At 33.1% G+C, this 24,780-nt stretch carries 32 protein-coding genes and 1 pseudogene; 32 read left to right on the forward strand and 1 reads right to left on the reverse strand.

All coding sequences use genetic code 11. The features are described 5' to 3' along the window. Positions 1 to 321 (reverse strand): annotated as a pseudogene (locus ACR0QS_RS02005) (glycoside hydrolase family 19 protein); the annotation flags it as partial. Between the two features lie 425 nt (positions 322 to 746). Between ACR0QS_RS02005 and ACR0QS_RS02010 the strand changes: the two are divergent. The 32 genes from ACR0QS_RS02010 to ACR0QS_RS02165 all read left to right on the forward strand — a co-directional run. Next, positions 747 to 1,535, forward strand: coding sequence for a hypothetical protein (locus tag ACR0QS_RS02010; protein ID WP_432631774.1), 789 nt, complete (start codon positions 747 to 749; stop codon positions 1,533 to 1,535). Positions 1,536 to 1,537: 2 nt separating this feature from the next. Beyond that, a complete protein-coding gene (locus ACR0QS_RS02015; RefSeq protein WP_432631775.1) occupies positions 1,538 to 3,499 on the forward strand; it encodes a terminase gpA endonuclease subunit in 1,962 nt (653 codons plus the stop codon). A gap of 51 nt (positions 3,500 to 3,550) precedes the next feature. Further along, a complete protein-coding gene (locus tag ACR0QS_RS02020) occupies positions 3,551 to 3,895 on the forward strand; it encodes a hypothetical protein (protein ID WP_432631776.1) in 345 nt (114 codons plus the stop codon). A 6-nt stretch (positions 3,896 to 3,901) separates the two neighbouring features. Beyond that, positions 3,902 to 5,614, forward strand: coding sequence for a phage portal protein (locus ACR0QS_RS02025; protein ID WP_432631777.1), 1,713 nt, complete (start codon positions 3,902 to 3,904; stop codon positions 5,612 to 5,614). Beyond that, positions 5,611 to 7,059, forward strand: a complete 1,449-nt coding sequence (locus tag ACR0QS_RS02030; RefSeq protein ID WP_432631778.1) for a hypothetical protein — start codon at positions 5,611 to 5,613, stop codon at positions 7,057 to 7,059. The genes ACR0QS_RS02025 and ACR0QS_RS02030 overlap by 4 nt, the downstream gene beginning before the upstream one ends. An 86-nt stretch (positions 7,060 to 7,145) precedes the next feature. Continuing rightward, positions 7,146 to 7,580: a hypothetical protein gene (locus ACR0QS_RS02035; RefSeq protein ID WP_432631779.1), complete on the forward strand. Its 435-nt coding sequence runs from the start codon at positions 7,146 to 7,148 to the stop codon at positions 7,578 to 7,580. 492 nt (positions 7,581 to 8,072) lie between these two features. Then, on the forward strand, positions 8,073 to 9,110 hold the full coding sequence (locus ACR0QS_RS02040) for an RNA-directed DNA polymerase (protein ID WP_432631780.1): 1,038 nt from the start codon (positions 8,073 to 8,075) through the stop codon (positions 9,108 to 9,110). Between the two features lie 33 nt (positions 9,111 to 9,143). Next, a complete protein-coding gene (locus ACR0QS_RS02045) occupies positions 9,144 to 9,539 on the forward strand; it encodes a hypothetical protein (RefSeq protein WP_432631781.1) in 396 nt (131 codons plus the stop codon). Between the two features lies 1 nt (position 9,540). Continuing rightward, a complete protein-coding gene (locus ACR0QS_RS02050; RefSeq protein WP_432631782.1) occupies positions 9,541 to 10,110 on the forward strand; it encodes a glycosyl hydrolase 108 family protein in 570 nt (189 codons plus the stop codon). A 98-nt stretch (positions 10,111 to 10,208) separates the two neighbouring features. Continuing rightward, positions 10,209 to 10,955 carry a hypothetical protein gene (locus ACR0QS_RS02055; protein WP_432631783.1) on the forward strand — a complete coding sequence of 249 codons (747 nt, stop codon included), beginning with the start codon at positions 10,209 to 10,211 and terminating at the stop codon, positions 10,953 to 10,955. Positions 10,956 to 11,091: 136 nt separating this feature from the next. Continuing rightward, positions 11,092 to 11,223, forward strand: a complete 132-nt coding sequence (locus ACR0QS_RS02060) for a hypothetical protein (RefSeq protein ID WP_432631784.1) — start codon at positions 11,092 to 11,094, stop codon at positions 11,221 to 11,223. Continuing rightward, the gene (locus tag ACR0QS_RS02065; protein ID WP_432631785.1) at positions 11,220 to 11,390 is read left to right on the forward strand and encodes a hypothetical protein; all 171 of its coding nucleotides are present in this window, start codon (positions 11,220 to 11,222) and stop codon (positions 11,388 to 11,390) included. Before ACR0QS_RS02060 ends, ACR0QS_RS02065 begins: the two co-directional genes overlap by 4 nt. After that, positions 11,384 to 11,656, forward strand: coding sequence for a hypothetical protein (locus tag ACR0QS_RS02070; protein WP_432631786.1), 273 nt, complete (start codon positions 11,384 to 11,386; stop codon positions 11,654 to 11,656). Before ACR0QS_RS02065 ends, ACR0QS_RS02070 begins: the two co-directional genes overlap by 7 nt. Then, on the forward strand, positions 11,643 to 11,846 hold the full coding sequence (locus tag ACR0QS_RS02075; protein WP_432631787.1) for a hypothetical protein: 204 nt from the start codon (positions 11,643 to 11,645) through the stop codon (positions 11,844 to 11,846). Before ACR0QS_RS02070 ends, ACR0QS_RS02075 begins: the two co-directional genes overlap by 14 nt. Further along, positions 11,847 to 12,236 carry a hypothetical protein gene (locus ACR0QS_RS02080; RefSeq protein WP_432631788.1) on the forward strand — a complete coding sequence of 130 codons (390 nt, stop codon included), beginning with the start codon at positions 11,847 to 11,849 and terminating at the stop codon, positions 12,234 to 12,236. Further along, complete coding sequence (locus tag ACR0QS_RS02085; protein ID WP_432631789.1) at positions 12,217 to 12,531, forward strand: hypothetical protein; 315 nt, start codon at positions 12,217 to 12,219, stop codon at positions 12,529 to 12,531. The genes ACR0QS_RS02080 and ACR0QS_RS02085 overlap by 20 nt, the downstream gene beginning before the upstream one ends. A gap of 147 nt (positions 12,532 to 12,678) precedes the next feature. Continuing rightward, positions 12,679 to 13,770, forward strand: coding sequence for a head maturation protease, ClpP-related (locus ACR0QS_RS02090; protein WP_432631791.1), 1,092 nt, complete (start codon positions 12,679 to 12,681; stop codon positions 13,768 to 13,770). 10 nt (positions 13,771 to 13,780) lie between these two features. Beyond that, positions 13,781 to 14,152 carry a hypothetical protein gene (locus ACR0QS_RS02095; RefSeq protein ID WP_432631792.1) on the forward strand — a complete coding sequence of 124 codons (372 nt, stop codon included), beginning with the start codon at positions 13,781 to 13,783 and terminating at the stop codon, positions 14,150 to 14,152. A 50-nt stretch (positions 14,153 to 14,202) separates the two neighbouring features. Further along, positions 14,203 to 15,312, forward strand: coding sequence for a major capsid protein (locus ACR0QS_RS02100; protein WP_432631793.1), 1,110 nt, complete (start codon positions 14,203 to 14,205; stop codon positions 15,310 to 15,312). A gap of 85 nt (positions 15,313 to 15,397) precedes the next feature. Then, positions 15,398 to 15,679: a hypothetical protein gene (locus ACR0QS_RS02105; protein WP_432631794.1), complete on the forward strand. Its 282-nt coding sequence runs from the start codon at positions 15,398 to 15,400 to the stop codon at positions 15,677 to 15,679. A gap of 24 nt (positions 15,680 to 15,703) precedes the next feature. Then, complete coding sequence (locus tag ACR0QS_RS02110; protein WP_432631795.1) at positions 15,704 to 16,123, forward strand: hypothetical protein; 420 nt, start codon at positions 15,704 to 15,706, stop codon at positions 16,121 to 16,123. Next, positions 16,116 to 16,766: a hypothetical protein gene (locus ACR0QS_RS02115; RefSeq protein ID WP_432631796.1), complete on the forward strand. Its 651-nt coding sequence runs from the start codon at positions 16,116 to 16,118 to the stop codon at positions 16,764 to 16,766. The genes ACR0QS_RS02110 and ACR0QS_RS02115 overlap by 8 nt, the downstream gene beginning before the upstream one ends. A 21-nt stretch (positions 16,767 to 16,787) precedes the next feature. Further along, on the forward strand, positions 16,788 to 18,260 hold the full coding sequence (locus ACR0QS_RS02120) for a phage tail protein (RefSeq protein ID WP_432631797.1): 1,473 nt from the start codon (positions 16,788 to 16,790) through the stop codon (positions 18,258 to 18,260). 28 nt (positions 18,261 to 18,288) lie between these two features. Then, positions 18,289 to 18,669 (forward strand): hypothetical protein, encoded by a 381-nt coding sequence (locus tag ACR0QS_RS02125; RefSeq protein WP_432631798.1) that lies wholly within the window; start codon positions 18,289 to 18,291, stop codon positions 18,667 to 18,669. A 29-nt stretch (positions 18,670 to 18,698) separates the two neighbouring features. Then, positions 18,699 to 19,178, forward strand: a complete 480-nt coding sequence (locus ACR0QS_RS02130) for a hypothetical protein (protein WP_432631799.1) — start codon at positions 18,699 to 18,701, stop codon at positions 19,176 to 19,178. Continuing rightward, entirely contained in the window at positions 19,151 to 19,387 is a 237-nt protein-coding gene (locus ACR0QS_RS02135) for a hypothetical protein (RefSeq protein WP_432631800.1), read from the forward strand. The genes ACR0QS_RS02130 and ACR0QS_RS02135 overlap by 28 nt, the downstream gene beginning before the upstream one ends. Positions 19,388 to 19,393: 6 nt before the next feature. Then, positions 19,394 to 21,136, forward strand: a complete 1,743-nt coding sequence (locus ACR0QS_RS02140; RefSeq protein WP_432631801.1) for a hypothetical protein — start codon at positions 19,394 to 19,396, stop codon at positions 21,134 to 21,136. Between the two features lie 3 nt (positions 21,137 to 21,139). Beyond that, positions 21,140 to 22,411: a DNA circularization N-terminal domain-containing protein gene (locus ACR0QS_RS02145; RefSeq protein ID WP_432631802.1), complete on the forward strand. Its 1,272-nt coding sequence runs from the start codon at positions 21,140 to 21,142 to the stop codon at positions 22,409 to 22,411. Then, entirely contained in the window at positions 22,392 to 22,565 is a 174-nt protein-coding gene (locus tag ACR0QS_RS02150; protein ID WP_432631803.1) for a hypothetical protein, read from the forward strand. The genes ACR0QS_RS02145 and ACR0QS_RS02150 overlap by 20 nt, the downstream gene beginning before the upstream one ends. Before the next feature lie 30 nt (positions 22,566 to 22,595). Continuing rightward, positions 22,596 to 23,981: a hypothetical protein gene (locus ACR0QS_RS02155; protein ID WP_432631804.1), complete on the forward strand. Its 1,386-nt coding sequence runs from the start codon at positions 22,596 to 22,598 to the stop codon at positions 23,979 to 23,981. 9 nt (positions 23,982 to 23,990) lie between these two features. Beyond that, entirely contained in the window at positions 23,991 to 24,563 is a 573-nt protein-coding gene (locus ACR0QS_RS02160) for a hypothetical protein (protein WP_432631805.1), read from the forward strand. A gap of 17 nt (positions 24,564 to 24,580) precedes the next feature. Next, positions 24,581 to 24,780 (forward strand): hypothetical protein (locus tag ACR0QS_RS02165; RefSeq protein ID WP_432631806.1); only part of this gene is annotated, 200 nt, incomplete at its 3' end.

The following is a 24,780-nucleotide window of genomic DNA, read 5'->3' on the forward strand; positions in this document are numbered from 1 at the left end:
ATATTCTTTTACTTTATCTATATTATTCAAATTGCCCTGCACTGTTTGTGTTAGCTCTTCTATATTGTTTATTTTATTGTCGCATTTATTTATATTCCAAAACTCCATCGCTATTCGTGAGCTTATAATATCTCGTTTAGCGTTGCTCGGGCATGTTATTAAATCTATTCCTAATAAGTTTGAATATTTCTTATAATTTTCTTTACCTAACAAGCGATTAATTCCTCGTTCTCTATAAAAAAAGCGTTCTTTTTCTTCTGCCGTTCCATATTTCTTTAGAAATAATTTAATTGATTTATTATCTTTTCTCGCTAACTGCATTGCTTTATGCGTATATATGCTTTTGAATGTATGTTGTATCTTATCTAATCTATTAAAGCGTTCTTCAGTGAAATAGAAATTATCACTCTTTATAGCGAATTGAATAATAAAAGCTATTTGATTTATTTTATTGTTTAATTGATATTCACTAAATATAATCTCGAGAGGTCGTGCATAACTGTTATTAGCTTCTATATTAGATAGCATATTACATATATTCATAAGCAAAGTTTAATTATGTTAATATAAATTGCAATATAGGTGTTCTTTTTTATAGCGCAATAGGTTCTGTGCCGATAGCCTGCGCCCGCAATTATGCTCCGCCCAGCGCAGAAAATCAAGAATCTAACACGATTTTTTTTGCTTGAAAACTTTTCAAGTTATATTGTCAAAACTATATTTTTAAATTACATTTATATTCAAGTATGACTAAAAAAACAATCAATATAAAACTTTCTACTAAAGAGTTCTCAAGACTCGCAAATATATCTCAAGAAGCGCTTCGTCAAGCAGTGAAAAATAATAAATTAAAACGCGATAATCAATTTAGATACGATTTAAACAATAAAGTCAATATTGCTTATCTAATCTCGAAAGGCATTACCCCAAAAAAAATTAACGAATTCGTAAAAGGCTTGTCTGGTTATAGTCTTGAAAGTTTAGAAGAAAATACTAAAAATTATAAACATAGTCTCAATAAAAGCGAAAAATCTAACTCTAAAAACAAAAAACAATCGTCAAAGTCGGAAACGGAAGAAGAATTAATAGACGAAAAAAGATTTAAAGACATAACAGGCTTACCTGCAGAGCTTATGCATAAAACTATAGAAGAATTAGTTTTTGAGTATGACGAACCTGCAAATTTAAAATTATGGACTGATATTTATTATAAAATACTTCAATCGCAAGAACGAGCGCAGAAAATAAAAGAACGAGATTTAGAGCTTATCGAAAAAGATTTTGTCATGAGTAGATTATTTAAACATTTAGAATTATTGCATTTAACTTTATTAGATTATCCCGAGTCGGCAGTCGACAATTTAATTGCGCTTGCTCGAACGGGAAATAAAAATATTCGCGTTACTCTAATCGAAGATATGACTAAAGATTTATCGCGCATGCTTGCAGAAACAAAAGAATTAATGAAACGAGAACTTAAAGACTTGATTTATAAATACGAAACTGAAACTACTAATAAAGAAGACGAGGAATAATTATGAGTAAATTACATGAATTAATTTTTATGTCTGATTTATTAGATTCTCTCACTATCGAAAAAAAATACGAAGTGCCGAGCGATTATATAGAAAGAGTGCGAAGTTTAGATAAAGAAATATCACCCATTCCAGGATTTTATAAATTTTCTCGAACTCCATATTGGAAAGAAATTTTAAATCAAATGTCGCCGAAGTCGAGTTATCAAAAAATCGTAATCATGAAAGGAGTGCAAATCGGAGCGACAACGGGAGTTTTAGAAAATATTATTGCATACAATATCGGAAGCAACCCTCAACCGCAGTTGTATATTTCAGCTGATAAAGAATTAGTAAAGTTAGCGATGGAAGTAAAGATTGAAAGAATGATTGACTCTTGTAAATTAAGAAATCGCATATTCTCTCAAACTAATGTAAAGACGCGAAAAAGCGGAGACACGACTTTTCAAAAAGATTATGTCGGCGGTTTTCTAGTAGCTATCGGAGCGCTCAATCCAGGCAAGTTGCGAAGTATGAGCTTCCCATTCGTGCTTTTTGACGAGCTTGACGGAATGCCTGACAAAATCGGGAAAGAAGGAGACCCCGTTTCTCTCGCGGACAATCGAACTAACGCTTACGCTTCTAAAAGAAAAATATTATATATCTCTACGCCTCTTGTCGAACAGACGAGCAAGATTTACAAACTATATATGCAAGGCGATAGAAGAAAATATTATATACCATGTCCGAGCTGCAATAATTTTCAAGAATTGGTTTGGCATGGAGTAGATGAAAGCGGAAAAATTTATGGAATAGTTTTTAATCATGAAGACGGAAATATTGATTATGATTCAATCGGCTATAAATGTAAGTTCTGCGACTACATCATGAAAAATTATGAGAAGTCGGTTTTTCTAAATCGTGGCGAATGGAGAGCGACTGCAAAAGCTACAGACCCGTCTCTCGTCTCTTATCATATTTCAGCATTATATTCTGCAGTTGGAATGTTCTCATGGGAGAATATGGTTCAGAAGTGGAATGAAGCATGGGATATTAAAAACGATAGATTAAAAGATAAAGAAAAATATAGAGAGTTTAGAAACTTAATGCAAGGTTTACCGTTCGAGGAGCGCGGAGAAGCGATACGCTCGGAAAAAGTAAAACAAAATCGAAGTTATTATTATTTAAAGAATCAAATAAACAATAAACGATTTAAAGAAGAAAGCGGAAGCGAATTATTATTTTTAACATGTTCAGTCGATGTTCAAAAAAACGGACTGTGGATAGATATACGCGGCTGGTGTGAGCGCGGAATATCTTATTTGATAGACGCGTTTTTTGAGGAAGGCGAAACGGAAAATTATAACTCTGTCGTTTGGAAAAAACTTGACGATTTAGTAATGAATAAAATCTGGACTGACGATGAAGGACGAGCTTATAAAATAGTCTGCACTTTTGTCGATAGCGGAAAATATACTAACTATGTTTATGAATTCTGCAAAATGTATAGCGGCGGAGTATATGCGATAAAAGGAGACGACTATATCGCGGGCGGACTTACTTATAAGAATTTTAAAAAAGAAACTATATTAAAAATCGGTTTACCTACTGCGCTACATATCAATACTACTAAATTAAAAGATTTTATCGCAAGATGTTTTAATCTGCAGATTGAAACTAATAAGCTATTGCCTGATTGGTTTTGCAATTTTCCGAACGATTTTGGAGATGACTATTTTGAACATTACACTGCAGAAAATAGAATAGACGAATACGATAAAATAACGAATCGATATTTAAGAACGAGATGGAAACTCACGCAAGGTAGAGCAAATCACTTGTTCGATACTCATTGCTACAATCTTGCAAATTTAGAATTCTTCGCAACTAATATATGTTTAAGCACACTCGGACTTTCAGCGCTCGATTGGGAAGAGTTTTGGAACTATGCAAAAACGGGAATATTCTACAATAAAGTCGAATAAAAAAGTATCGCTTATATTGTATTTTTTATTTATTTTCTTAATATATCATTTATGAATAACGAAGAAAATAACGAATTAGATAATAACGAAGAAGTCGCTCAAGGAAATAAACTTGCTGACGACAATAATATTTCTTCTCTTTCAAATAGAGAATATTATTTAAACGAATACGAAAACTTAAAAATAATATTATTTGAATATAATAAAGCTATATTTTCTGTATCGAATCATAAAAGTTATACGCTCAATACAGGACAGTCAACGCAGACAGTAACGCGTCATGATTTAAGTTCTTTAATTAATGCAAGAAATTCAATATTAAATCAAATGCGAGAACTTGAATTATTTTTAGGAATCGGCAAAAAGGGAGTAGTAAAAGTAGAGCCGAGTTGGTAGGTAAAAATGAATTTTAATTTTTTCGGTTTAAATGTAAATATTGGTAAAAAAAAATCTAATCATAATTTTAATGATATATCTAATACTGCTTCTAACGATAAAATCAATTATTATATAACTGACATACTGCAAACAATCTTCACGGGCGACCCTTACCCTGGAAGTTTTGGACTTACTAAAAATTATGTCTTCGTTGATTATTATACTTTAAGAGTTAGAAGCGTGCAGTTATTCAAAGAAAATCCTTACGCTCGCGGAATATTTGAGCGACTTCTTGAGAATGAAATCAATTCAGGTTTGACTTTAGAAGCTAATCCTCTTTCGCTTTATACTAATTTAGACGAAGAAGAAACAATGAGCTGGATTCAAAAAGTAGAAACGGATTTTAAAATTTGGGCAGAAACGCCTGAACTCTGCGACTACTACAAACAAAAAAATTTTGCTCAATTACAAAATGCTTTAAGATTTACCGCGCTTGTGAGCGGCGATTGTTTAGTAATATTAAGAATAAATCCTCAATCGAAAATGCCTCAAGTTCAGCTCGTAGACGGAAGCAATATTCAAACCCCGTTCGGGCTTGAATGCAGAAAAGGAAATTATATCAGAAACGGAATCGAATACGACAATTTAGGAAGACAAGTCGCTTACTATGTTAAGCAAACTTGCTTTAATGAAATCGGAGATAATATTTTAGATTATAAAAGAGTGCCTGCGGTAGGAGAAAAAAGCGGACGGAGAATTGCATGGCTTGTATATGGCAATCAAACAAGATTATTAAACAACGATAGAGGCGAACCGATTTTGTCGCATGTTTTATATATGCTAAAAGATTTAGACAGATATAAAGACGCGGAAATGCGAGCTGCAGTCATAAACGGTATGTTGCCGTTATTCATTAAAAAAACCGAAGCGGGATTGGGTAGCACTCCTTTTTCAGCTGGAGCGGTTCATTCAAAAACTCTTAATATTCCCGCTCTTCCGAACTCGGACGAAAAAGAAAGGCAACTAAAAATAACGAGCAACTTACCTGGCACGGTTTTTGACGAGCTGCAAGTCGGCGAAGAACCTGTTTCGTTTAATACTCAAAGACCGAATGTTAACTTTCAAAATTTTCAGGACGCTATTATAGACACTATCGCAAGCAGTGTCGGACTGCCCCCCGAAATTTTGCGTTTAAAATTTCAAAATAATTTTTCGGCATCTCGTCAAGCTAACAACGAGTTCATGGTTTATTTACAAAAAAGAAATCGTCAATTTGCAGACGAATTCTTACAAAAAATATACGAAGAAAAAATTATAACTTCAGTCTTGAGCGGAAATATAGAAGCGAAGAGTTTACATCAAGCTATTATTAATAACGAAATGCATATAATAAAAGCATGGACTAACGCGACATGGAGCGGTATCTCTCGTCCAAGCGTTGACATTCAAAAAGATGTTAGCGCTATGTCAACAGGTATTGAATATTGCATAATAACGAGAGACGCGGCATGCAAAAGAATTTTAGGAAAAAGCTTTAACGATGTCGCTCGAACTTTGAAAAAAGAAAAAGAGTTAATGGAAAAATTAGGTATTCATTCAAAAGATTTGGAAACTTATACAGGCGAACCTGTTACGACTTTAGATTTAGAAGATGACGAAACGGACGAAGAAAATAATACGAACGATAATAAAAATAATAATTTAGATAATCAAAAAAAATCAAGGAGTAATGCATGAAAGATTACACTGAAGAAAATCAATACACAAACAATAGAAAATTTCCTAACACGGAAGCGGTAGACTCAACGGGACCTGGCGACACAAACGGGACTGCATTGAGAAAATGGGTTTTAAATGACTTGTGGATTTGGACGCAAGGACTATTAAAAAAAGCGGGATTAGAACCGAACGGGATTGACGACACTGTCGATAAATCTCAAAAATTAGAAGCGATTGATACGATAATCAAATCGAACGAATACATCTTGCCTTTTAAAATTGATGATATGAACGATATTTTAAATAAAGATGTTAGCAATTTTGAAGAAGTATTATTAAAAGAAAAGTTTACTGAACTGTTTGAAGTCTGCAAAAATAATTCTAAAATGATTTTAAAGTTAGATAATGAGAAATGTATTGTCTCTGCATATTCTACTTACGAAAGCAATACTAAACAGCAAGTAAAACTAAACATAAGCGGAAGTTTTGAAAATCTCGGAGTAGATAACGGACATGTGGAAGGTAGCGTATTAATCACTATTGAAAGAAACTCTAACACTTTGGAATATACGAATATTTGGAAAAAGTCGACTTTAGAACATATATGCACTCAAGCTGAATATGACGCTATAACTAATAAAAGCGTTTATGTTAAATATATTATTGTGTCAGATAAATCTACTCAAACGATTATCGACACTACAGAAAACGAAACAGGAAGAGATATATTAAAAGTTCTAAATGTTAGCGATGTTAAAGAGGCTTGCGCTAAAATAAAAGAAATAACTTCAAAGAAAGATAGAAATTTTGGAGGCTTGAGAATCGGCGACTATTTAGAGTTTGAATTGCATACATACGGTAAACAACGATTTGAAATAGCTGCGTTCAATCATTATCTAAATCGCGGAAATCCGATTAACGCGACTTGGCATATTACTTTTATGAGCGAAAAAGTTTTGGAAACAAAGCGAATGCATTCAAGTAATGAAAATAGATATTATATAAATAGAGATTTAGCGACTTACTTAAATAATACTGTGAGAACAGCTTTAATTAGCGCAATAGGACAAGAGCCTCTCGCTATCCCGTTGCAGTGGGATTGTCGAACTCTAACCTGCACTGCTATGTCAGTGTTTATTCCGCAAGTCGAAGAAGTTCTTGGAACAGGAAGCGGCTGGGGAAATTTTACATATGGTTCGATGGGTTCTACGGGCGGAGATTGGGCAAGACCTACTCACTCTTCGCAGTTTAGATTATTCGCTTTATTTCCTGAAAAAATTCGCAAAAAAAATAGCGCAGACGAAACAAAGCCGTATTGGACATCTACGCCGTGCTATGACGGCACTGGCAGCTTTTCTGTTGTCGGCGTGGACGGAGTGCAGGCGGTTGCGATTAACGATTGGCTTGCATTCGCCTCTTACGCTTCGCAGTCGTGGGGTGTTGCGCTTGCCTTTAACCTATAAACAGAGCGAGCGAAAGCTCGCTCAAGAAAAATTGGAAAATAAGCTAATACGAAAAATTAGAATATTAAAAAATATAGCGAAAGAAAATGTTAAAAGAAGAATCGAACATGAGCGTCCCTGTGCATCGCAGAAAAGAACATAATTTAAAATATTATAGCCTCGCTCGAGAGATAAGAATTGATATATTAAAAATCATTAAGAAAATAGACAAGAGCGATGATTTTATTGTAGAAAAATATAAAGAAGTATTTTTTGAATATTCAAGAAAATTAATTTATAACATTAGAATAGCTCATAATATTTATGTTAAAACAAAAACTGATTACGAAATGCGAAGAGGCTTTCAAAATAAAGCTATAGCTATAAGTCATTTACTACTCGAAGAGATAGAGTTCTTATTTGAAATATTTAAAAAAGCAATTAAACTATTCGAGCAGTTAATTAAAAAAATAAACGAAGAAATCAAATTGCTAAAAGGATGGAGAACGGCTAACGACAAAATAGTAAATAATTTTAATTAGTATTCTAAAAATATTTTTATAGTTTATAATAAAAGCGAGCGGGTAGTTCTATACGATACGCCGTGCTATGACAACACTAACAACTTTTCTGTTGTCGGCGTGGACGGAGTGCAAGCGAATGCGAATAACGATTGGAATGCATTCAACTCTAACGCTTCGCAGTCGTGGGGTGTTGCGATTATAATTTGCAAACTTTTCGTTTGAGAATAGTCAATGCAAATTTGTAAGGAGAATTTATCCGTATATGCTTTATAAAAAATATAAACGCATATAAAAACTTCGCTAAAACGAGAGATTAGGTTGTAATCAATTCGTTTATAACGAAAATCTTGCTATTAAAATTATTTAAAATTGTTTTTAATAGTTCAAGTCTAATCTCTCTATCGTTTAGCGTTTTTAAAAGAGGTTATTATTACTCGAAAAGAAAAACGAATTAAAAAGCAGTTAGAAATTAAAAATCAAAAAATAAAGCGCTTTAATAATTTTGACTGTATGCTTGATTTTGAAAATTATGTTTTAACATTTTTTCAATGCAGAAAAAGGACGAGCTGGAAGAAATCTATTCAAAAGTTTCAATTAAATCTATCGCAAGAAATATTAAGCATAATCGAAAAAGTAAAATACAATAAAAAGATAACTATGAAGCCGATTGAATTTTTGATTAACGAAAGAGGTAAAGAGCGAAAGATACGCTCGATACCGATTCAAGAAAGAATTGTAGTTAAAAACTTTTGTAATAATGTTATCTCGCCTCTTATTTTGCCGTCTCTCATTTTTCACAATTCTGCATGCGTAAAAAGAAAAGGAACTTTATTTGCAAAAGAAGAATTAAAGAAACATTTAAGAAAATATTATTTTAAAAACGGAAATAAGGGGCATGTTCTAACAGTCGATTTTTCAAAGTTCTTCGCAAATATAAATCATGAAATAGTTTTTAATAAATTAAGAAAAGTATTGACTAACGAAAAATTATTTAATCTTGCAAAGCAAATTATAGATTCTTCGGGCGATGTCGGAGTTTGTTTAGGTTCTGAATTATCGCAGCTCATAGCGACATGGTTTCCGAGCGAGTTAGACCACTTTATCAAAGAAGTTCTCAAGATAAAGTTTTATGGAAGATATATGGACGATTTATATTTAATTCATAACGATAAAGAATATTTGAATTATTGCTTAAAAGAAATAAAAAGAATATGCGAAAAATTAAAAATAACAATCAACGAAAATAAAACTCAATTTCACAAAACCGAAATCGGATTTATATTTTTGAAATGCAATTTTAGAATAAGCGAATCTGGAAAAATAATCGTCAAATCTTGCAAGAAAAATATTTTACGATTAAAACGAAAATTAAAAAAGTTTAAAAAATTTCTTGACGAAGGAAAGATAAATTATCATGATGTGAGAAATACATACGAATCTTGGAAAGGACATTTGAAAGCGTCAAATTCTTATAAAGTCAAAAATAATATGTTAATCTATTATATTAAACTATTTGAACTGAACGCTTATATTGACAAGTTTTTATAATATAGTATTTTGTAAAGAAAAAGGAGAATTACGATGCAGTTTTTGATTATCAATAAAGACAAACTCGTTAATACTGTCGAAGCGCAGAATATAGACGAAGTAAGAAGTCATGAAGATTATAAAGACGATTATATTATAGTTCCGCTCGAGCAAAATCAAAAATACGAAAACGGCGAAATAAGAATAAAAACTTTATTAGAACAATACGAAGAAGGACAGATAAATAAAGAACAATACGAAGAGATAATAAATAGCAATAGAGAAACTGAATATAAAGAAAGCGTAGACTCGAAAGTAATAGAGTTTATGCGTCTTTTTATTAACGATTTAGATTATTCTACTTTAAGTAACGAACAAAAAGAATTATTAAACTCTATCAATACTGAAGTATTTAAAATAAAATTAAGCAATCCAAAAGCGGCGGTATAAAATGAGCGACTATAAAGAAGCATACGAACTTTTAGAAGAATTTGAAAATAGAAAAACTAAAAAAGGATTAATAGTTTATTCTAATATCAAAGAAGATAAAGGCGGCGAGACAGTTTTAGGCGTTGCAAGAAAAATACATCCGAACTTGTCAATTTGGGATGAAGTAGATAAACTTACGAGAAAATTTGGAACTAAAGATTTAATAACTCTATCGAATAAAATACTTGAAAATAAAAATATAACAGAAACGGTTTACGAATTTTTTTATAAAAATTATTGGCTAAAATCAAAATGCAATGTTATTGAAAATCAAGCGTTTGCATGCAATGTTTTTCTTTTGAGCGTGAATGCGGGAGTAAAGCGCGGAGTAAAAACAGGGCAGGAAGCATGCAAAATAGCGGTTGACGGAATAATCGGCAAAAATACTTTGAGCGCATGGAAAAATGCAGGCTTGAAAGAAGCGAAGCGATATACTGAAATAGAAATAGAATATTATAAATCGCTAGTTAAAAAAGACGCTACTCAATCAAAATTTTTAAATGGCTGGTTAAGAAGAGCTAATGCAATATGATGTATCATTTATTTATTTCTCCTGTTGAGTTGTTTAGATGCCTGCGTAGGTTTTAGAATTTTTACTATGCAGGCTAATATTAAAAAAGCGAGGTAAAATTGGAAACTTCAATAATCGTTATATGCGTGACTACTATAATAATCACTTTCTTTGTATATCTATTATTTAAAGATAAGAACGCGAGAGGTAAAATAGAATACGATACAAAAACGGGCAAACTGTTAATGCAAAAACTTTCTCAAAATGTAGAGACTGCTAATATAAACGCAAATAGCGAAATGATTGAAAAATATAAAAACTTTAAGCCGAATGAGTGCGTAAAAAAATTAGAAATATATAAAGACTTTTCAAAAATAATTTCCGACTGCACTTTAATAATTTATTCAGATATAATTTCTTGGATATTTAAAAACGGCATCACATCTATGAACGATAACGATTATAACGAGTATGTCAAAGAAAAAATAAAATATTTTCGTCAAACATACAATACAGGTTTTGAATCTTCCGAAAATGATTTTTTAAAAAAACTAAAATTAAAAAACATATTAGGTATGTATGCAGTTATTCTTACTAACGATATTAAACTATTCTATAATAACATTTACGATAGTCATAAAGATTTTATAGAAGAAAAAGCAAAAAAAATAAAGCAGATAAAAGAACAAGCAAACAACGATGTAGAATTAAAATTAAATATGCTAACTGAAAGCGTAAATAATTATTATAACGAGATGATGTATAACGACAGCAAATTATTAAAAGACTGTTTAGAAAATTTTAATAATGTTTTGCTCGGAACATTTCATGATAAATTGATTGATTTTTTAAAAGAGGTTAAATAAAAAATGATAACAAAAATATTGGGAACTATTTATTTTATAGCGTTAATGATTTATATTTTAAAAATATTTTTTGAAGCATTGAGGAACATGAATGATTGAGCAAACTCTTATTTTATTCGTTATAGGTATGACACTCATGGCAGTGTGTTTTTTAGCTTTAATGTATGCGATAGAGGAGACTAACAATGCAAATAATACAAATAACTCAAATAATAAAAGAGACAGAAGAGTTTATAAAGAAAATGAAGGAGTTGAAAAAGATTTATGAGTCAAAAATATAACAGCTTAACTAGAATGCAAGACGGACATATTTTTAATAAGCAGTATATAAAAGCTATTGCAAAACAAGATAGTAGGGCTTTTGGTATGCGTTTACAAAATAGCTCAAAATATAGAAGTTATAAAATAAAGAAAAAGAGGCGAGCAAAATGTTAAAGCATAATGCAAAAGGAATAAGCAATTTAATTAAAATAATTATAGTTTTTTTTATTTTTTATAATTATATGTTTCAGTCAAAAATTGCAGGGCATCCGCTCTCGGCAGACGAATGCAAAGGACTTCTATTTATTGCAATCGCGGGCTTCATGATTTTGTTGCCAATCGACTCTTCGATATTTATTAAAAATCTAAAATCTATTAATATTAAAGATAAAGAAAATAACGAAGAAGAAAACGAGGAGAAGGACGATGAAAACACTTGACGATTGTATTGATAAAATTTTTGAAAAATCTATTTTAGTAGATAGCGAAGAAGATAGAGAATTATTAAAATCTGCGTATCATCATTTATGCGATTATAAAGATATTTTAAATAAATCTGTCGAGCTTACAAAAGAAATAACTACAATAACGAGCAGATGGGAAATGATTAAAAAAGCGAACGAGGAATAAATGAGTATAATTTTTAGTTTATTATCTAAATTTGCATTAAGCAAAGTTAAAGATTATATTAAAAATAATAAAAAAGAATTTATGCTTTTTCTTGTCGTATTCGTATGTTTTTTAGTTATATCTTTTATGTCGCTTCGATTACTCTATAGAAAAAATCAAGTTTCAAAATTAGAAGATAGTATTGATAATTTAGAGTTTAAAGTCGAGCAGTTAGAAACTACAAACGAACATTTATCTTTTGAAATTCTTAATTTTAGCAATAAGGCTTTTGTAAGAAATAGTTTCACGAATACTACTACAAAAATTATTATGATTACTAACGATTTTTATTTAATCGAAGAAGATATTATTTTAAGAGAGAATTATAAATATGATTTCTATAAAAACTAAATTATTATTTTTGTTTGCTATATTTTTAATTAGTTGTCAAACTCAAATTAAATATAGAACCGTTCCTCTCACGACTCCGCCTCAGAAATATTATATTTCTGATTATAAGACTAAAAAAGAATTATATTTTGAATATCAACATGCGCTCATGACGATAAAAGAATGGCAGTTATGGTATAACTTAAACGCTCGAACTAATTATTACAATTATAACGATATAACTAATATCAACGAATTAAATATAGATTTAGATACGATAATAACTAACGACTATTTGACAAACATAATTAAGTAAGTTAAAATAAGATTAACTCATAAATAAAATTAATTGAGCGCTATAGTTTTTTAATGTTGTCGCTATAGCGCTATTTTTATTCATATTTTCTATTCTAAAAAACGATACCTATATTGCATATTTTTTCGCATATTGTATTTTTTTCGTATGAACGAGAACAGAATAGTCATAGAAGGAATAATCGGATGGGATTTCACGCCGCATGATTTTAGAAAAAAAACTGAAAACATGCAAGGCGATTTAAAAATTGAAATTGCAAGTCCAGGCGGTTTTGTTTATGACGGTATAGAGATTTTTAATTTAATTAGAGATTACTCTAATAAAAAAGGACAAGTCGAAATAATCATAAACGGTTTATGCGCGTCTATATCTTCGTATATAGCGCTTGCAGGAAATAAACTAATAGCTTACGACAACGCTGTTTATATGATTCATAATGTTTACTGCACTACAGTAGGCGATTATAGGGAATTAAATAAACAAGCGAAAGAGTTAGAAGCAATTACAAACTTACTTGCAAAAATTTACGCGAATAAAACTAATTTAGATATAAAAGAAATACGAAAGTTGATGGACGAAGAAAGTTTTTATTACGGCGAAGAGATTTTGAATAACGGCTATGCGGACGAGATTGTAAAAGCTGAAAACGGCGAGACTTCAAATAAAGACGAAGCATATTTAGTAGCTAAAAACAGAATCAACGCTTGCTTTAATAAAATGCATGAAAGCGAAAAATATAAAGATGATTTGAATAAAGCTGTCGCTCTAATGCAAATTAACATGCAAGATAATTCTACTAATAAAAATAACGGAGACATCAACGAAGATAATAAAGATAATAAAAATAATAAAAAGGACGGCAATATTATGAATATCAACGAATTAAAAGAAAAATATCCCGAACTTTACGCTGAAATTTTAAATCTTGGCATCGCACAAGGAAAAGAGGAAGGCAGAAAAGAGGGAATCGAACTCGAAAGAAAAAGAGTTATGGCTCATGTAACGCTCGGAAAACAAGCGAACGCTATAGATATATCTTTAAAGTATATCGAAAGCGGCGAAAGTATAACAAACGATAATATTTTAGCTGAATATCAAGCGAAAATATTAGGCAACATGAACTTGCAAAATCGAATCAATGATAACGCTGACAATCAAAATGTATCGAATGACGAAGAGATGCAAGCGAAAGCGACACAAGAGTTTGAAGCAAAATTGAAAGAAGATTTAAAATTTTAAGGAGACGACTATGGCAAAATATTCAAGCGAAAAAATACTTGTCGATGACATCATTAGAGAAGTCGAAGAATCGATTAGAGCAAGCGTAACTATAGAAGCAAACAAACCTCTCGCTCGTGGAACTATCCTAATGCGAGACGGCGATAAATTTAAACCTTTTGCGACAGGCGATAGTAATGTAGCGTCTGCGATAGCGCTTGAGGATATAGACAGCACTACAGCTGGAGACTATAACATTGCGATTATGGTAAAAGGCGTAGTGAACAAAAGAGGAGCGATAGTTCAAGGAAGCGAAGCGGGAGTTGGTATAACTTCTGCGATTGTAGATAACTTGAGAATGTATAGTATTTTCTTAAAAGATTATACAGACATCGCTCAATAAAAAATAAAAATAATAAGAATAATAAAAATAATAAAAAAGGAGTTTTACTAATGCCAACTATGAATGTAAATATAAGACAGAAATTTATCGAATCGTATATAGAAAAAGAATTTAAACCGTCATTTTTAACATCATGGTTTAAAACGGGACCGCGCGACATTGTGAGAGCTGAAAAAGTTCGCGTAGATGTTATGCGAAGCAAAAATATAATAGCTCCCGTCATCACTGCTCAAGACGAGCGAGTTCCAAAAATCGAGCGCTCGAACTACGAAGAACGCGAGATAACGCCTCCGATAGCGGGACTCGGATACGACATAACGGCTCAAGATTTGGGCGGAAAAATTTTCGGTTTAGACCCTTTCGATTCTGCAAATTACGACTACACAAAAAATCTTTTACTATATAACGCTGAAAAAATGCGAGTAGTGGAAGGAGCGATTAACAATCATATCGAAAATCAAGCAGCACAAATATTGCAGACAGGAAAACTTGATTTGCAAGATATGGCTGGAAATAGCGCTTATAAAATCGACTTCGATATTAAAGCGTCTCACCTTCCGACTGTAACGACAGCTTGGAGCGACCGCGCTAACGCGGACCCGATTCAAGATATCGAAAATCTTGCAGATGTTATTTTGAAAGACGGAAAAGTAAAAGTCAATAATGCGATTTTCGGACAAAATGCATGGAACAATCTTCTTGAAAATACTAAAATTGAAAAGAGACTCAATTTTAGAAGAGCGGACACTATAATCGTAGACCCAAAATATTTTCGAGATGACGCGACATTGCAAGGTATAATCAGATTAGGAAGCGAAGAATTAAGATGCTATACTTATAAATCTTATTACGAAAAAGCGGACGGCACGCCGACTGCGTATCTTGACGCTGATAATGTTATCTTACTTCCTGATTCTTTTAAAGAAAATTATGACTTCAGAAAAGTTTACGCGCTTGTTCCAAACTTGACAGGCGTAGACTCGCGTCTCGCAAGTATTTTGCAAGCGCTCCCTGATTTCATGAATTTAGGCGATAGAGCTTATACATTCAGAATGTGGATTAACGATAAAGCGAACTCAATCGAAGCTGAACTCGTAACGCGTCCGATTTTGATTCCAATCTCGAAAGACTCGTTCGGATGTATAAAAACGAAAGTGTAAAATAGCAAGTTGTTTATTAACACGATATATACTTCTCACTCTTCGCTCGAAAGAGCGAAGAGCTAATTAAAAAAAGGAGCGAAACATGTCAAAAAAATACATTGTAGAAAAAGGAAAGGCAATCTCTACGAAAGAAGGCGTTATAAACGAAAATCAAGAAGTTAAAGAAGAACTCTTGAACGGAAACGCTGAAGCGCTATTGAAAGCGGGAATTATAAGAGAAATTGACGCTGATAAAAAAGCGGAAAGCAAAGAAAAAAAAGATAAAGACGAAGACAAGAATAAAGAAGACGATAAAGCGAACGAAGACGATAAAGATAAATCGAACGATAGCGACAAGAAAGACGAAAAAAAAAGACGCGGATAAAAAAGCGGGAGCAAGTAAAAAATAATGAATCTCTTAAAGCAAGCCGAAGAAGATTTAAAATTTACGCTTGAGGATAAAGAAAACGGTTTCGGCGTAGAGTTCGAGTTTATAGACGAAGCGAACGAATTAAAAGAAAATATAAATTGTAATTGTAGCGACATCGGACTTCTTTTAGATATAACTTCAGGCGCTACAGTTTCATCTCGACAAGTTGAAATAACTGCGAGAATAAAAACTTTAAAAGAATTAGGTTTTGGTTATCCGACTAATTCTTGGCAAGTGAAATATAGCAATGTAAACAACGAAGAGTTTTATTTTGCTATTAAAGAGATAAGACCCGACCGCACGCTCGGAGTTTACAATTTTGTTTTAGAGCTGCTACATAAAGAGAAAGAAGAAGAAAAAGAAGCTGAAACGAAAGAGGAAGAGGCTATTAATGATTAATGTATTGATTGATAAAAAAGATAATTTTGAATTAATCAAATATAAAATCGCAAGTATTCTTAAAAGCGAACTCGAAAATCAAAAAAAACTTGCAAAAGAAATATCGGAAGAAAAATCAAAAGACTATGATATTAAAGTTTTTGTAGACAAAATAAATCCGCTTTCGATTTATTCAGAATCTCAAACTCAAAATGAAAAAGGACAACTCCCGATTATTAACATAATTTTTGACGGCGATGACTTGACTTTGGAAGGAAGCGGAAATGTCGGAAGGCAAAAAGTAAGAGGAACTTATTATATCGACTGCTATGCTTTTAAAAATAAAGAAGTAAACAAAGAGGGAGACGAAGAAGCAAGCAGAGAAGCGGACAGAATCGGAACGATAGCGAGAAATATTTTAATGTTTGACGGCTATAGAGTTTTAGATATGTCAAAAACAGTCGTTAGACGCTATGTAACGAAAAGAGAAAAAATGAACTCTCAAAATCAATCTGCAGAAAATGTTTCGGCAATGCGATTGATTTTTGAAGTCGAATATTTAGAAGAAGATTTAGAAGAGACTTCATATACATTAGAAGAAATTTTTGGAGAATGCATTTTAGCCGAATCGGGCGAAGTGCTTTTTGAATATAGTAATAAATAAAAATAAAAAGGAGTTTTTATTATGAGTGTAGATGTTCAAGCAATGAGTAGAATTTTAGGAATAGATGTAGAAGCGCGTAATTTCAATGTCGGAAATACTGCGTATTTACCGCAGCGAATCGCGATAATCGGACAAGGCAATAGCGATACTCAATACGATACTAAAAAATATACTGTTCTTACAAGCGAAGAAGTTGCTGAAAAATTCGGCTACGGTTCTCCTCTTCATCTTGCAGTAGATATGTTATTGCCCGCGAACAATGACGGTGTCGGCGCTATTCCTGTTTCGATTTATGCTTTAAAAGATAAAGATAACGCTATAGCCGCGTCAGGCGAGATAGCGATAACGGGAACGGCAACGGAAACAAAATCTTTTAAAATTTATGTCGGAGGAATAAGCGCTCAAGTAGTTATCTCTAAAAACGATAACGCTGAAGCTGCTTTAACAAAAATAAAAAACGCGATTGACGGAATATTGAAAATGCCTTGCAAGACTTCCGAAGTCGCAGACGGCAAACTCACGCTCACGGCGAAATGGAAAGGCGAGAGCGGAAATCAAATAAGTATAAACATAGAAGACGCTATCGTAAGCGGACTTACTATAAGCAAAACAAATTTTCAAAATGGAGCTGTGAATCCTGATGTCAATGACGCGCTCGCTCAAATAAACGACATCTGGGAAACATTTATTTTGAATTGCTTAAATTACAATGACGCTGACACTCTCGAAAAATATCGAACTTTCGGCGAAGGAAGATGGGTTAATACTGTCAAAAAACCATGTCTTGTCGCTCACGGTTGCACTGACAATTTTACAACTAGAACTGCGATAACCGATGCGCCCGCTCAAATAAACGATAAAATAAATTTTCTTATCGTTTCGGTAGGAAGCGAAGAGTTGCCTTTTCGCGTTGCCGCTCGCGGTTTAGCGAAAGACATCGTAACGACTGCGAATAGCAATCCTGCAACAAACTACAAAGCAACATTGACTCAATTAAAAGCGGGAGACGATATAAAACAAGAAGATTGGACGATTAGAGATAAAGCGGTAAAATTAGGAAGCTCTACTAATATAAAAATCGGCGATAGCGCGGCTTTAAACGATACCGTAACTTTCTATCATCCGACTTCGGACAATATCGGAGTTTGGAAATATGTTTGCGATATAGTAAAAATCATGAATGTTCTTTATAACTGCGAATTGATTTTTGCATCTGACGAATGGAAGGGAGTTCCGCTTCAGCCCGATTCGGCAACGCCTCGCAATCCAAATACGAAGAGACCGAAAGACGCTAAAACCGCTTTAACGATTTTAGCGCAAAACTTGGAAGCGGATTCTATTATAAGCGACAGCGCTTTTACTTTAGAGAATATGACTGTAAGCATAGACTCGCAAAATCCAAAAAGACTTAATTGGAAATTCCCTGTTAAGATTTCTGGAAATGTTGAAGTGATAAGCGGCGATATTTATGTCGGCGTTTATTTAGAAAATTAAATTTAAAATAAAAATTAAGGAGTGAACTATGGCAGCAGTAGGCGGACCGATTCGAGATGTAACAATAGAAGGAAGAACATTTCAAGTAGACGGCGAAAACGAAGTCGAAATGTTTTTAGGGGGTTGGACGAATGAAGTAGTCGCAAACGGAGACGGTTCAGCTCGTCTAATTAAAAGTCCAAAAGCTGGACAGGCGAATAAACTTCCGCTCGTCATTGATGACAGCAGAGGAGACGAGGCTTTTATTCAAGAAATTATGAATAGACATGAATTTATAAAAATCTCTTTTACAGATATAAACGAGCATGTCTATGCAGGCGAGATGCAACTTGTCGGCGATGCTATGACGAATAAAAGAACTATGATTAAAGAGATAGATTTGCAAGGAAGCGTTCAGCAAATCTCTTAAAAAATAATTGAAAAAATTCTGGAGTATTTATGTTTGGAAAGAATGAAAATAACGAAAAAACGCAAGAAAAAGCGGAAAATTCGTCAAATAAATACAAAATTGACGAAAAAACTGCAGAAATGGAGTTCGACAATTTTTGCGAAATGTGGGATATAGACAACGACATTTCTGTAATGAATGATGAAGATAAAAGCGGTTTTAATAAAAATAAATCTGCGATAGTTAAAGCTTTCAGACAAGGACGCTTAATTATAGACAGAGAAAAGAAAACTCTTGTCTATACGATTTCGGACTTTTCGGAAGATAAGCGCGGCGAGACGCTCGTTATAAGACGACTAAAAGGAGCGGACTTCATGGCAATGGATAACTACAAAGAAAAAGATTTAATTCATAAAACTTATTCTGTTATAGCGTCTATGGTTGCACGACCGACTTCTTATATTTCGTCTTTAGATAATAACGACTTAAAAGTTCTGCAAGCTTGCATGATACTTTTTTCGCAAGGGTAAGCTCTACACTTGCGGTAAACGGACGCGAAGAAAAAGTTTTGGGAATTTCGGGAATATGTTCTAAACTTCTTCAAATCTGTTCTGATTATAGCAGCTTGCCCGATATTCGCGAAATAACGATTGAAGAAATAGATTTTTTTTATAAACCTCTTTTGCCGAGTTTGATTGAAAGTCAAATTGAAATTAAAAAATTGAAAAAAGGAAAATAAAAAGAGATGGCAAGCAGATACAGTATAGAAGCGGTTTTCAAAGCGACCGACCAATTCACCGCTCCGATTAAAAAAATGCTTGCTTCAAGTAAAAGATTTTTTAAAAATTTCAAAGGCGATTTTAAAAGCGCAGAAAAAAACTTGCAACGATTTGCAAAAAATGTTCGCAACACTATAAGTAAAACTATGTCGGTTTTAAGCAAAGCGGGAGCAGCGCTGGGAATCGGCGGAGGACTACTCACAGTAGGTTTAGTAAAAGTCGGGAAAGACGCTATTCAACTTGCTTCAGATTTAGTCGAAGTTCAAAATGTCGTTGATGTCACATTCGGAAAAGACGCGGAAGTCATAAACGCGTGGAGTAAAACAGCGTTGCAAAGTTTCGGGCTTTCGGAACTTCAAGCGAAACAATTTAGCTCAACGCTCGGCGCTATGATGAAGTCGAGCGGACTTGCGGGAAAGCAAATTACAAAAATGAGTATGAACCTCGCGGGCTTGGCGGGAGATGTCGCATCGTTTTACAATTTAGATATAGAAGAAGCGTTTAATAAAATAAGAGCGGGTTTGAGCGGAGAGACTGAACCTCTCAAAATGCTAGGTATCGACATGAGCGTGACTAACTTGCAGACAAAATTCGGATTGGACGCGAAACAATGGAAATACATGACAGCTGCAGAAAAGACAATGTATAGATATAAATACTTGATGCAGGCGTCTACAGATTCGCATGGCGACTTCGTTCGGACGATGGACGACTCGCTTGCAAATCAGCAGAGAGTATTAAAGACTTCTATCGAGCAAATGTTAGCGACTCTGGGAACTGTCTTTATGCCTGCTTTGATTAAATTCTCGAACGAACTTTTAAAAATAATTCAAGGCATAGATGTAGAAGCTATAAAAACAAAATTAGAAGATTTTGTAAATAAAATAGACTTCGAGAAATTAATTCAAAATGTAAAAGAATTGGGATTGCAATTTTCGGATTGGGCGAAGTTTATTTTTAATTTAGTAATAGCTTTAAAATCATTCTTGCCTTATTTTTTAATAATTTTCGGAAGCGTGAAACTCATGCAAACAATACAATTAATAAGAGATTTAATAATCGTTTTAAAAGCTTTTGGCGGCGTGATGGGAGTTGTAAACGCTGTCATGGCAGCTAATCCTTTCGTCTTAATCGGAATTGCAATCGGAGTATTGATAGTTTTAATTGTCTTATTAGTGAAAAATTGGGATAAAGTAAAAGCGGCGGTTATTAGTTTCGTAACGACTGCTTATAATTTTTTAATGAATCTATTCGAGAAAATTTTTGAATGGATGGACGGGCTTCCTCTCTTCGCTCAATATTTTACTTTGCCTTTTAGAATTGCAATAGATTTAGTAAAAACATTTTTGCAAGGCTGGAGAGCTGTAATAACTGCGTTTACGCAAAACGGAATAAAAGCGGGAATAATTCAAATCGGAAAAACTATTTTAGCTTTTTTAATAACGCCGTTAAAAAATACTTTAAATTTACTTTCAAGAATTCCAGGCGTAGGCAAACTCACGAGCGGAATGTCTACAGGTTTGAATAATTTTCATTCTTCTTTACTTACTCCAACCACGAAAGAAGAACGAGCGACAGTCACGCAGAGAACGGAAACGACAACGCGAGGAGTTGTAGAGATAAGAGATACGACAGGTAAAGCGACAATGACTCGTCCTATAAAGTCTGACAATCCGCAAATCTCTTTTAAATCGAGCGGAGGTTTTTAAAAAATGTCATGGGTAGACAGATTATTAATCGCTTCTTATATTAGTCCGAGCGGGATGACTTTTAATTTTCAATACGAAGATGTAAGCGCGGAATTCGATAAAAAAACTACGACTTTCATTTTTCCAAATGTGGACGGCGCTCTAATTCAAGACATGGGAGCTGGAGAGAGTCGCTATCCTTTTTCAGTAATTTTTTCAGGCGAGAATTACGATTTAGAAGCGGACAGATTTTGGAAAGCGACAAAAGAAGCTGGAACGGGAACACTTATACATCCAAAATACGGAATTAAAAAAGTCGTTATCACTTCTTCTGTGAAACGAAAAGACGAACTCGTAAGCGCTGCTAATCAAGCGACTTTCGATATTACATTTAGCGAAAATAATATTGAAATAACGAGCGACAATATATTTACAAAAATCGCAGAGATGAGCGACAAAATAAAAAGCTATACGGACAGATACTGTCAATATGCGAGCTTCAATTTTGTAAAAACTTTCGCGACAGTCGGAGCTGGAGAGATAACTGCAATTAGAGATTCTGCTACTCAAATGTTTAGCGATGTTATGAATCAACTTTCATACACAATCGGTATAAACGATGATTACGATAGTTTACTTAAATTATTAGACGATTCGATAGTAAGCACAGTAAACGATTTAGGCAATAAGCCCGCAAACGCGATTAACTTGCTTTTATCTTGCATACTTATTCCTTCGCAGATTCCAAATTATGATGTTAGAAATAAAATGAGTATATTTGAAGCTCTTATTAATCCGAAACTCAAAACGAAATATTATCAAAAAGTTTCCGCTCAAGAAAAAAGCGAAAATAAAAATAATTTCTTATTAGATAAAAATTATTTATACGCGTCCGCTGTCGCTATGTGCAATTCGCTTGCATATAACGATTTGACGAGCAGAGAAGAAGCGATAGAAATAAACGAAAGAATAAAAGAGTCGTTTAATTCGATTCAAAATTGGATTGACGAGAACGGAAGAGTTATCGAATACTCTGACGAAGAGTCGGACTATAATCAAATATACGAACTCTTTACTCAAACTAAAAATTATTTAATAACTTACGCTTTTAATTTAAGCTCTATAACTAAAGAAATTTTAGACGAAGACAGAAATATTTTAGAATTTTTGCAAGAAAAATACGGTAATTTAGACGAAATAGACGATTTTATAGCGTTAAATAACCTAACTTGCGATGATATTGAAATGATGAAAAGAGGAAAGGAGGTTTTATATTATGACAAAGCATATAGTTAAAGCAAACGAAGATTTAGATATTATTTGCAGAAGTTATTACGGAGTAGCGCAAGAAGTCTATTCGATAATCAACGCGAATAATTTTTTATCTAAACGAGAAGTCGTTAACGGACTGCCTCAAGTTTTCGCGGGCGATGTTCTAATTATTCCATAATTTTTTAAAATATTTTAAAGAGGATTTTTTATGTCGCAAGGTTTAGGCAGTTTATTAAAGAATACATTTAAGCCCGATTTTTCTAATATAAGCGAAGATTCAAAAATAAGTGTCGTTGTCGGAAGCGATTTTGGAAATATAAATCGTATCGCAGTAGACGAGATAATAGATTTTAAATATAAATCTTCTGTCGATTCTTTTACTTTAATAGAGATAACTATTCCTTATTCGACAAGCGCGTCCGAACTTGACAATAAAAAAGTAAAAAATATTTTTAACGAACCGAAAAATATTTTAAATGCTTTATCGGATAAAAAAACTTTCAATTCTTTTCTTGAAATATTTCCTCCGTTTTCTTTTCGCGCATGCTCAATTTATTATGATAATTATTCTTTCGAGATGATGCGAGGAATAATTTTGAATTCCGTTCCGAGCATGAGCGAATTCGGGTATGTATTGAATGTAACTATCGCTAGTTCGGCAAGCATATTAAACGACTGCAATGTAAATATCGCATCGCCGATTGCAAAATTGGAATTTAAAAACGCTACTTTAAAAGATATTGTATATAGCGTAGCAAACGCTATAACATGCGATTTTTATCCGCAGTCGCTTGCAACAAAATATAAGTTTGATAAAGTTGCAATCGAACCCGACCAAAATATTTTTGATTTTTTAACTAATTTGGTGCAGAGTGAAGGAATACTGATAACAGACAATACTTACGAAATGCAAGAAAAATTAAATGAAAAATCGACAGCGAGCGGCGGATTAGTATTGCATAAAATACAAAATACTCTTCCCGTTTGCAGTTTAAGAGAAGATGAAGCTCCTTTTATTTCCGCGTCTCCGTCTTTTAATCCACAGCAGTATTTTTCAAAAATTATTTGCTTAACTCCCGTCTCTGTTAAACAAGATAGCTCAAAAAGAAAATCGAAAAAAAAAGAAACTACAAAAAATAAACGCGGAGAATATCCGCTCAAAGATGTAGAGATTCCAAAGTCGCTAAAAAAAATTATAACAGGAAATGACGCGTTTATGACTTATAGAACGCATGTATTTAAAGCGCAAGCTGAAAAAAATAAAACGATTGACGCATATAAAGAAGCAAAAGCAAAATATGGAAGGATGCTTGCAAATTCTGTGAACTATCAAATAACAGTGCAAGGACATAAGAATCCGCAAACGAAAAAATTATTTAGAAAAGGCGATATAATAAGCGTTTATGCTCCGCATTCTGCTATCATGCAAGCTTGCAATTTTGTAGTGAAAGAACTTGAATTAAGCAGAACAGTCGCGGGAGGCGATGTTTCTAATCTTACTTTAGCTTTGCCTGACGCGTATTTAGACGATATAAATATTCCTGTTCTGTTTAATAACTTGCCTTTTTTTCAAAACGATGTAAATCAAAGTTGAGGTAAAAAAATGAACTTATTAGGAAGCGTAGAAAAAACTAAAGTAGATGAAGCGTCAAAGAATATTGTAATAACTACTATTACAGATAATACAATGCCTCGAGACGCTGATTTAGTCTGTCCCGCGGGCGAAGACTCTGTTCCGATTTCGCAAGTCGACACAATTCTTTTAGCGAAAATAGAAGGAATAAATCAATTAGTTGCAGTCGGAGTAATAAGTCAGCATATAGACGCAAAAGAAGGAGAGAAAATAATTTATAGCAGAGACTCTAACGCCGAAGTGATTGCAAAAATTCATTTAAAACAAAACGGCGAAGTATATATTGAAACGAAAGATAAAATAAATATAAAATACGATAAAGAAGTTATTTTAAATGACGGAAAAGATTACGCTGTAAAGTTTAACGAATTAGATAAAGAAATGAAAAAACTAAAAGAACAGCTGAACGGTTTTATAAAAGAATATAACGCGCATGTTCATGCAAGCCCGAGCGGTCCGACTGAAATGCCAAAACCGCCGTCATCGACTCAAATAACTTTAGATATTAAAGAAGCAAAATCGGAATCGATAAAAATTCCATAATTTTAAAAGAGGAAAAAATGGATTATCAAAACGGCGATATAAAACTTATTATGACAGAAGAAGGTTTCGATATAGATATAAAAAATAATTTTATCGAAATGACAAGCGGATTCGAGAGCGCTATTTTTTTATCATTATTCGGCGGAAACGAAGAAGACGACTATAGCGAAGCGACAAACAAAAATCAATTTTGGGCGAACTCGTTGCAGAATAGCGA

It is taken from the genome of Brachyspira sp. (genome assembly GCF_050873525.1).
In the GTDB taxonomy this organism is placed as follows: Bacteria; Spirochaetota; Brachyspiria; order Brachyspirales; family Brachyspiraceae; genus Brachyspira.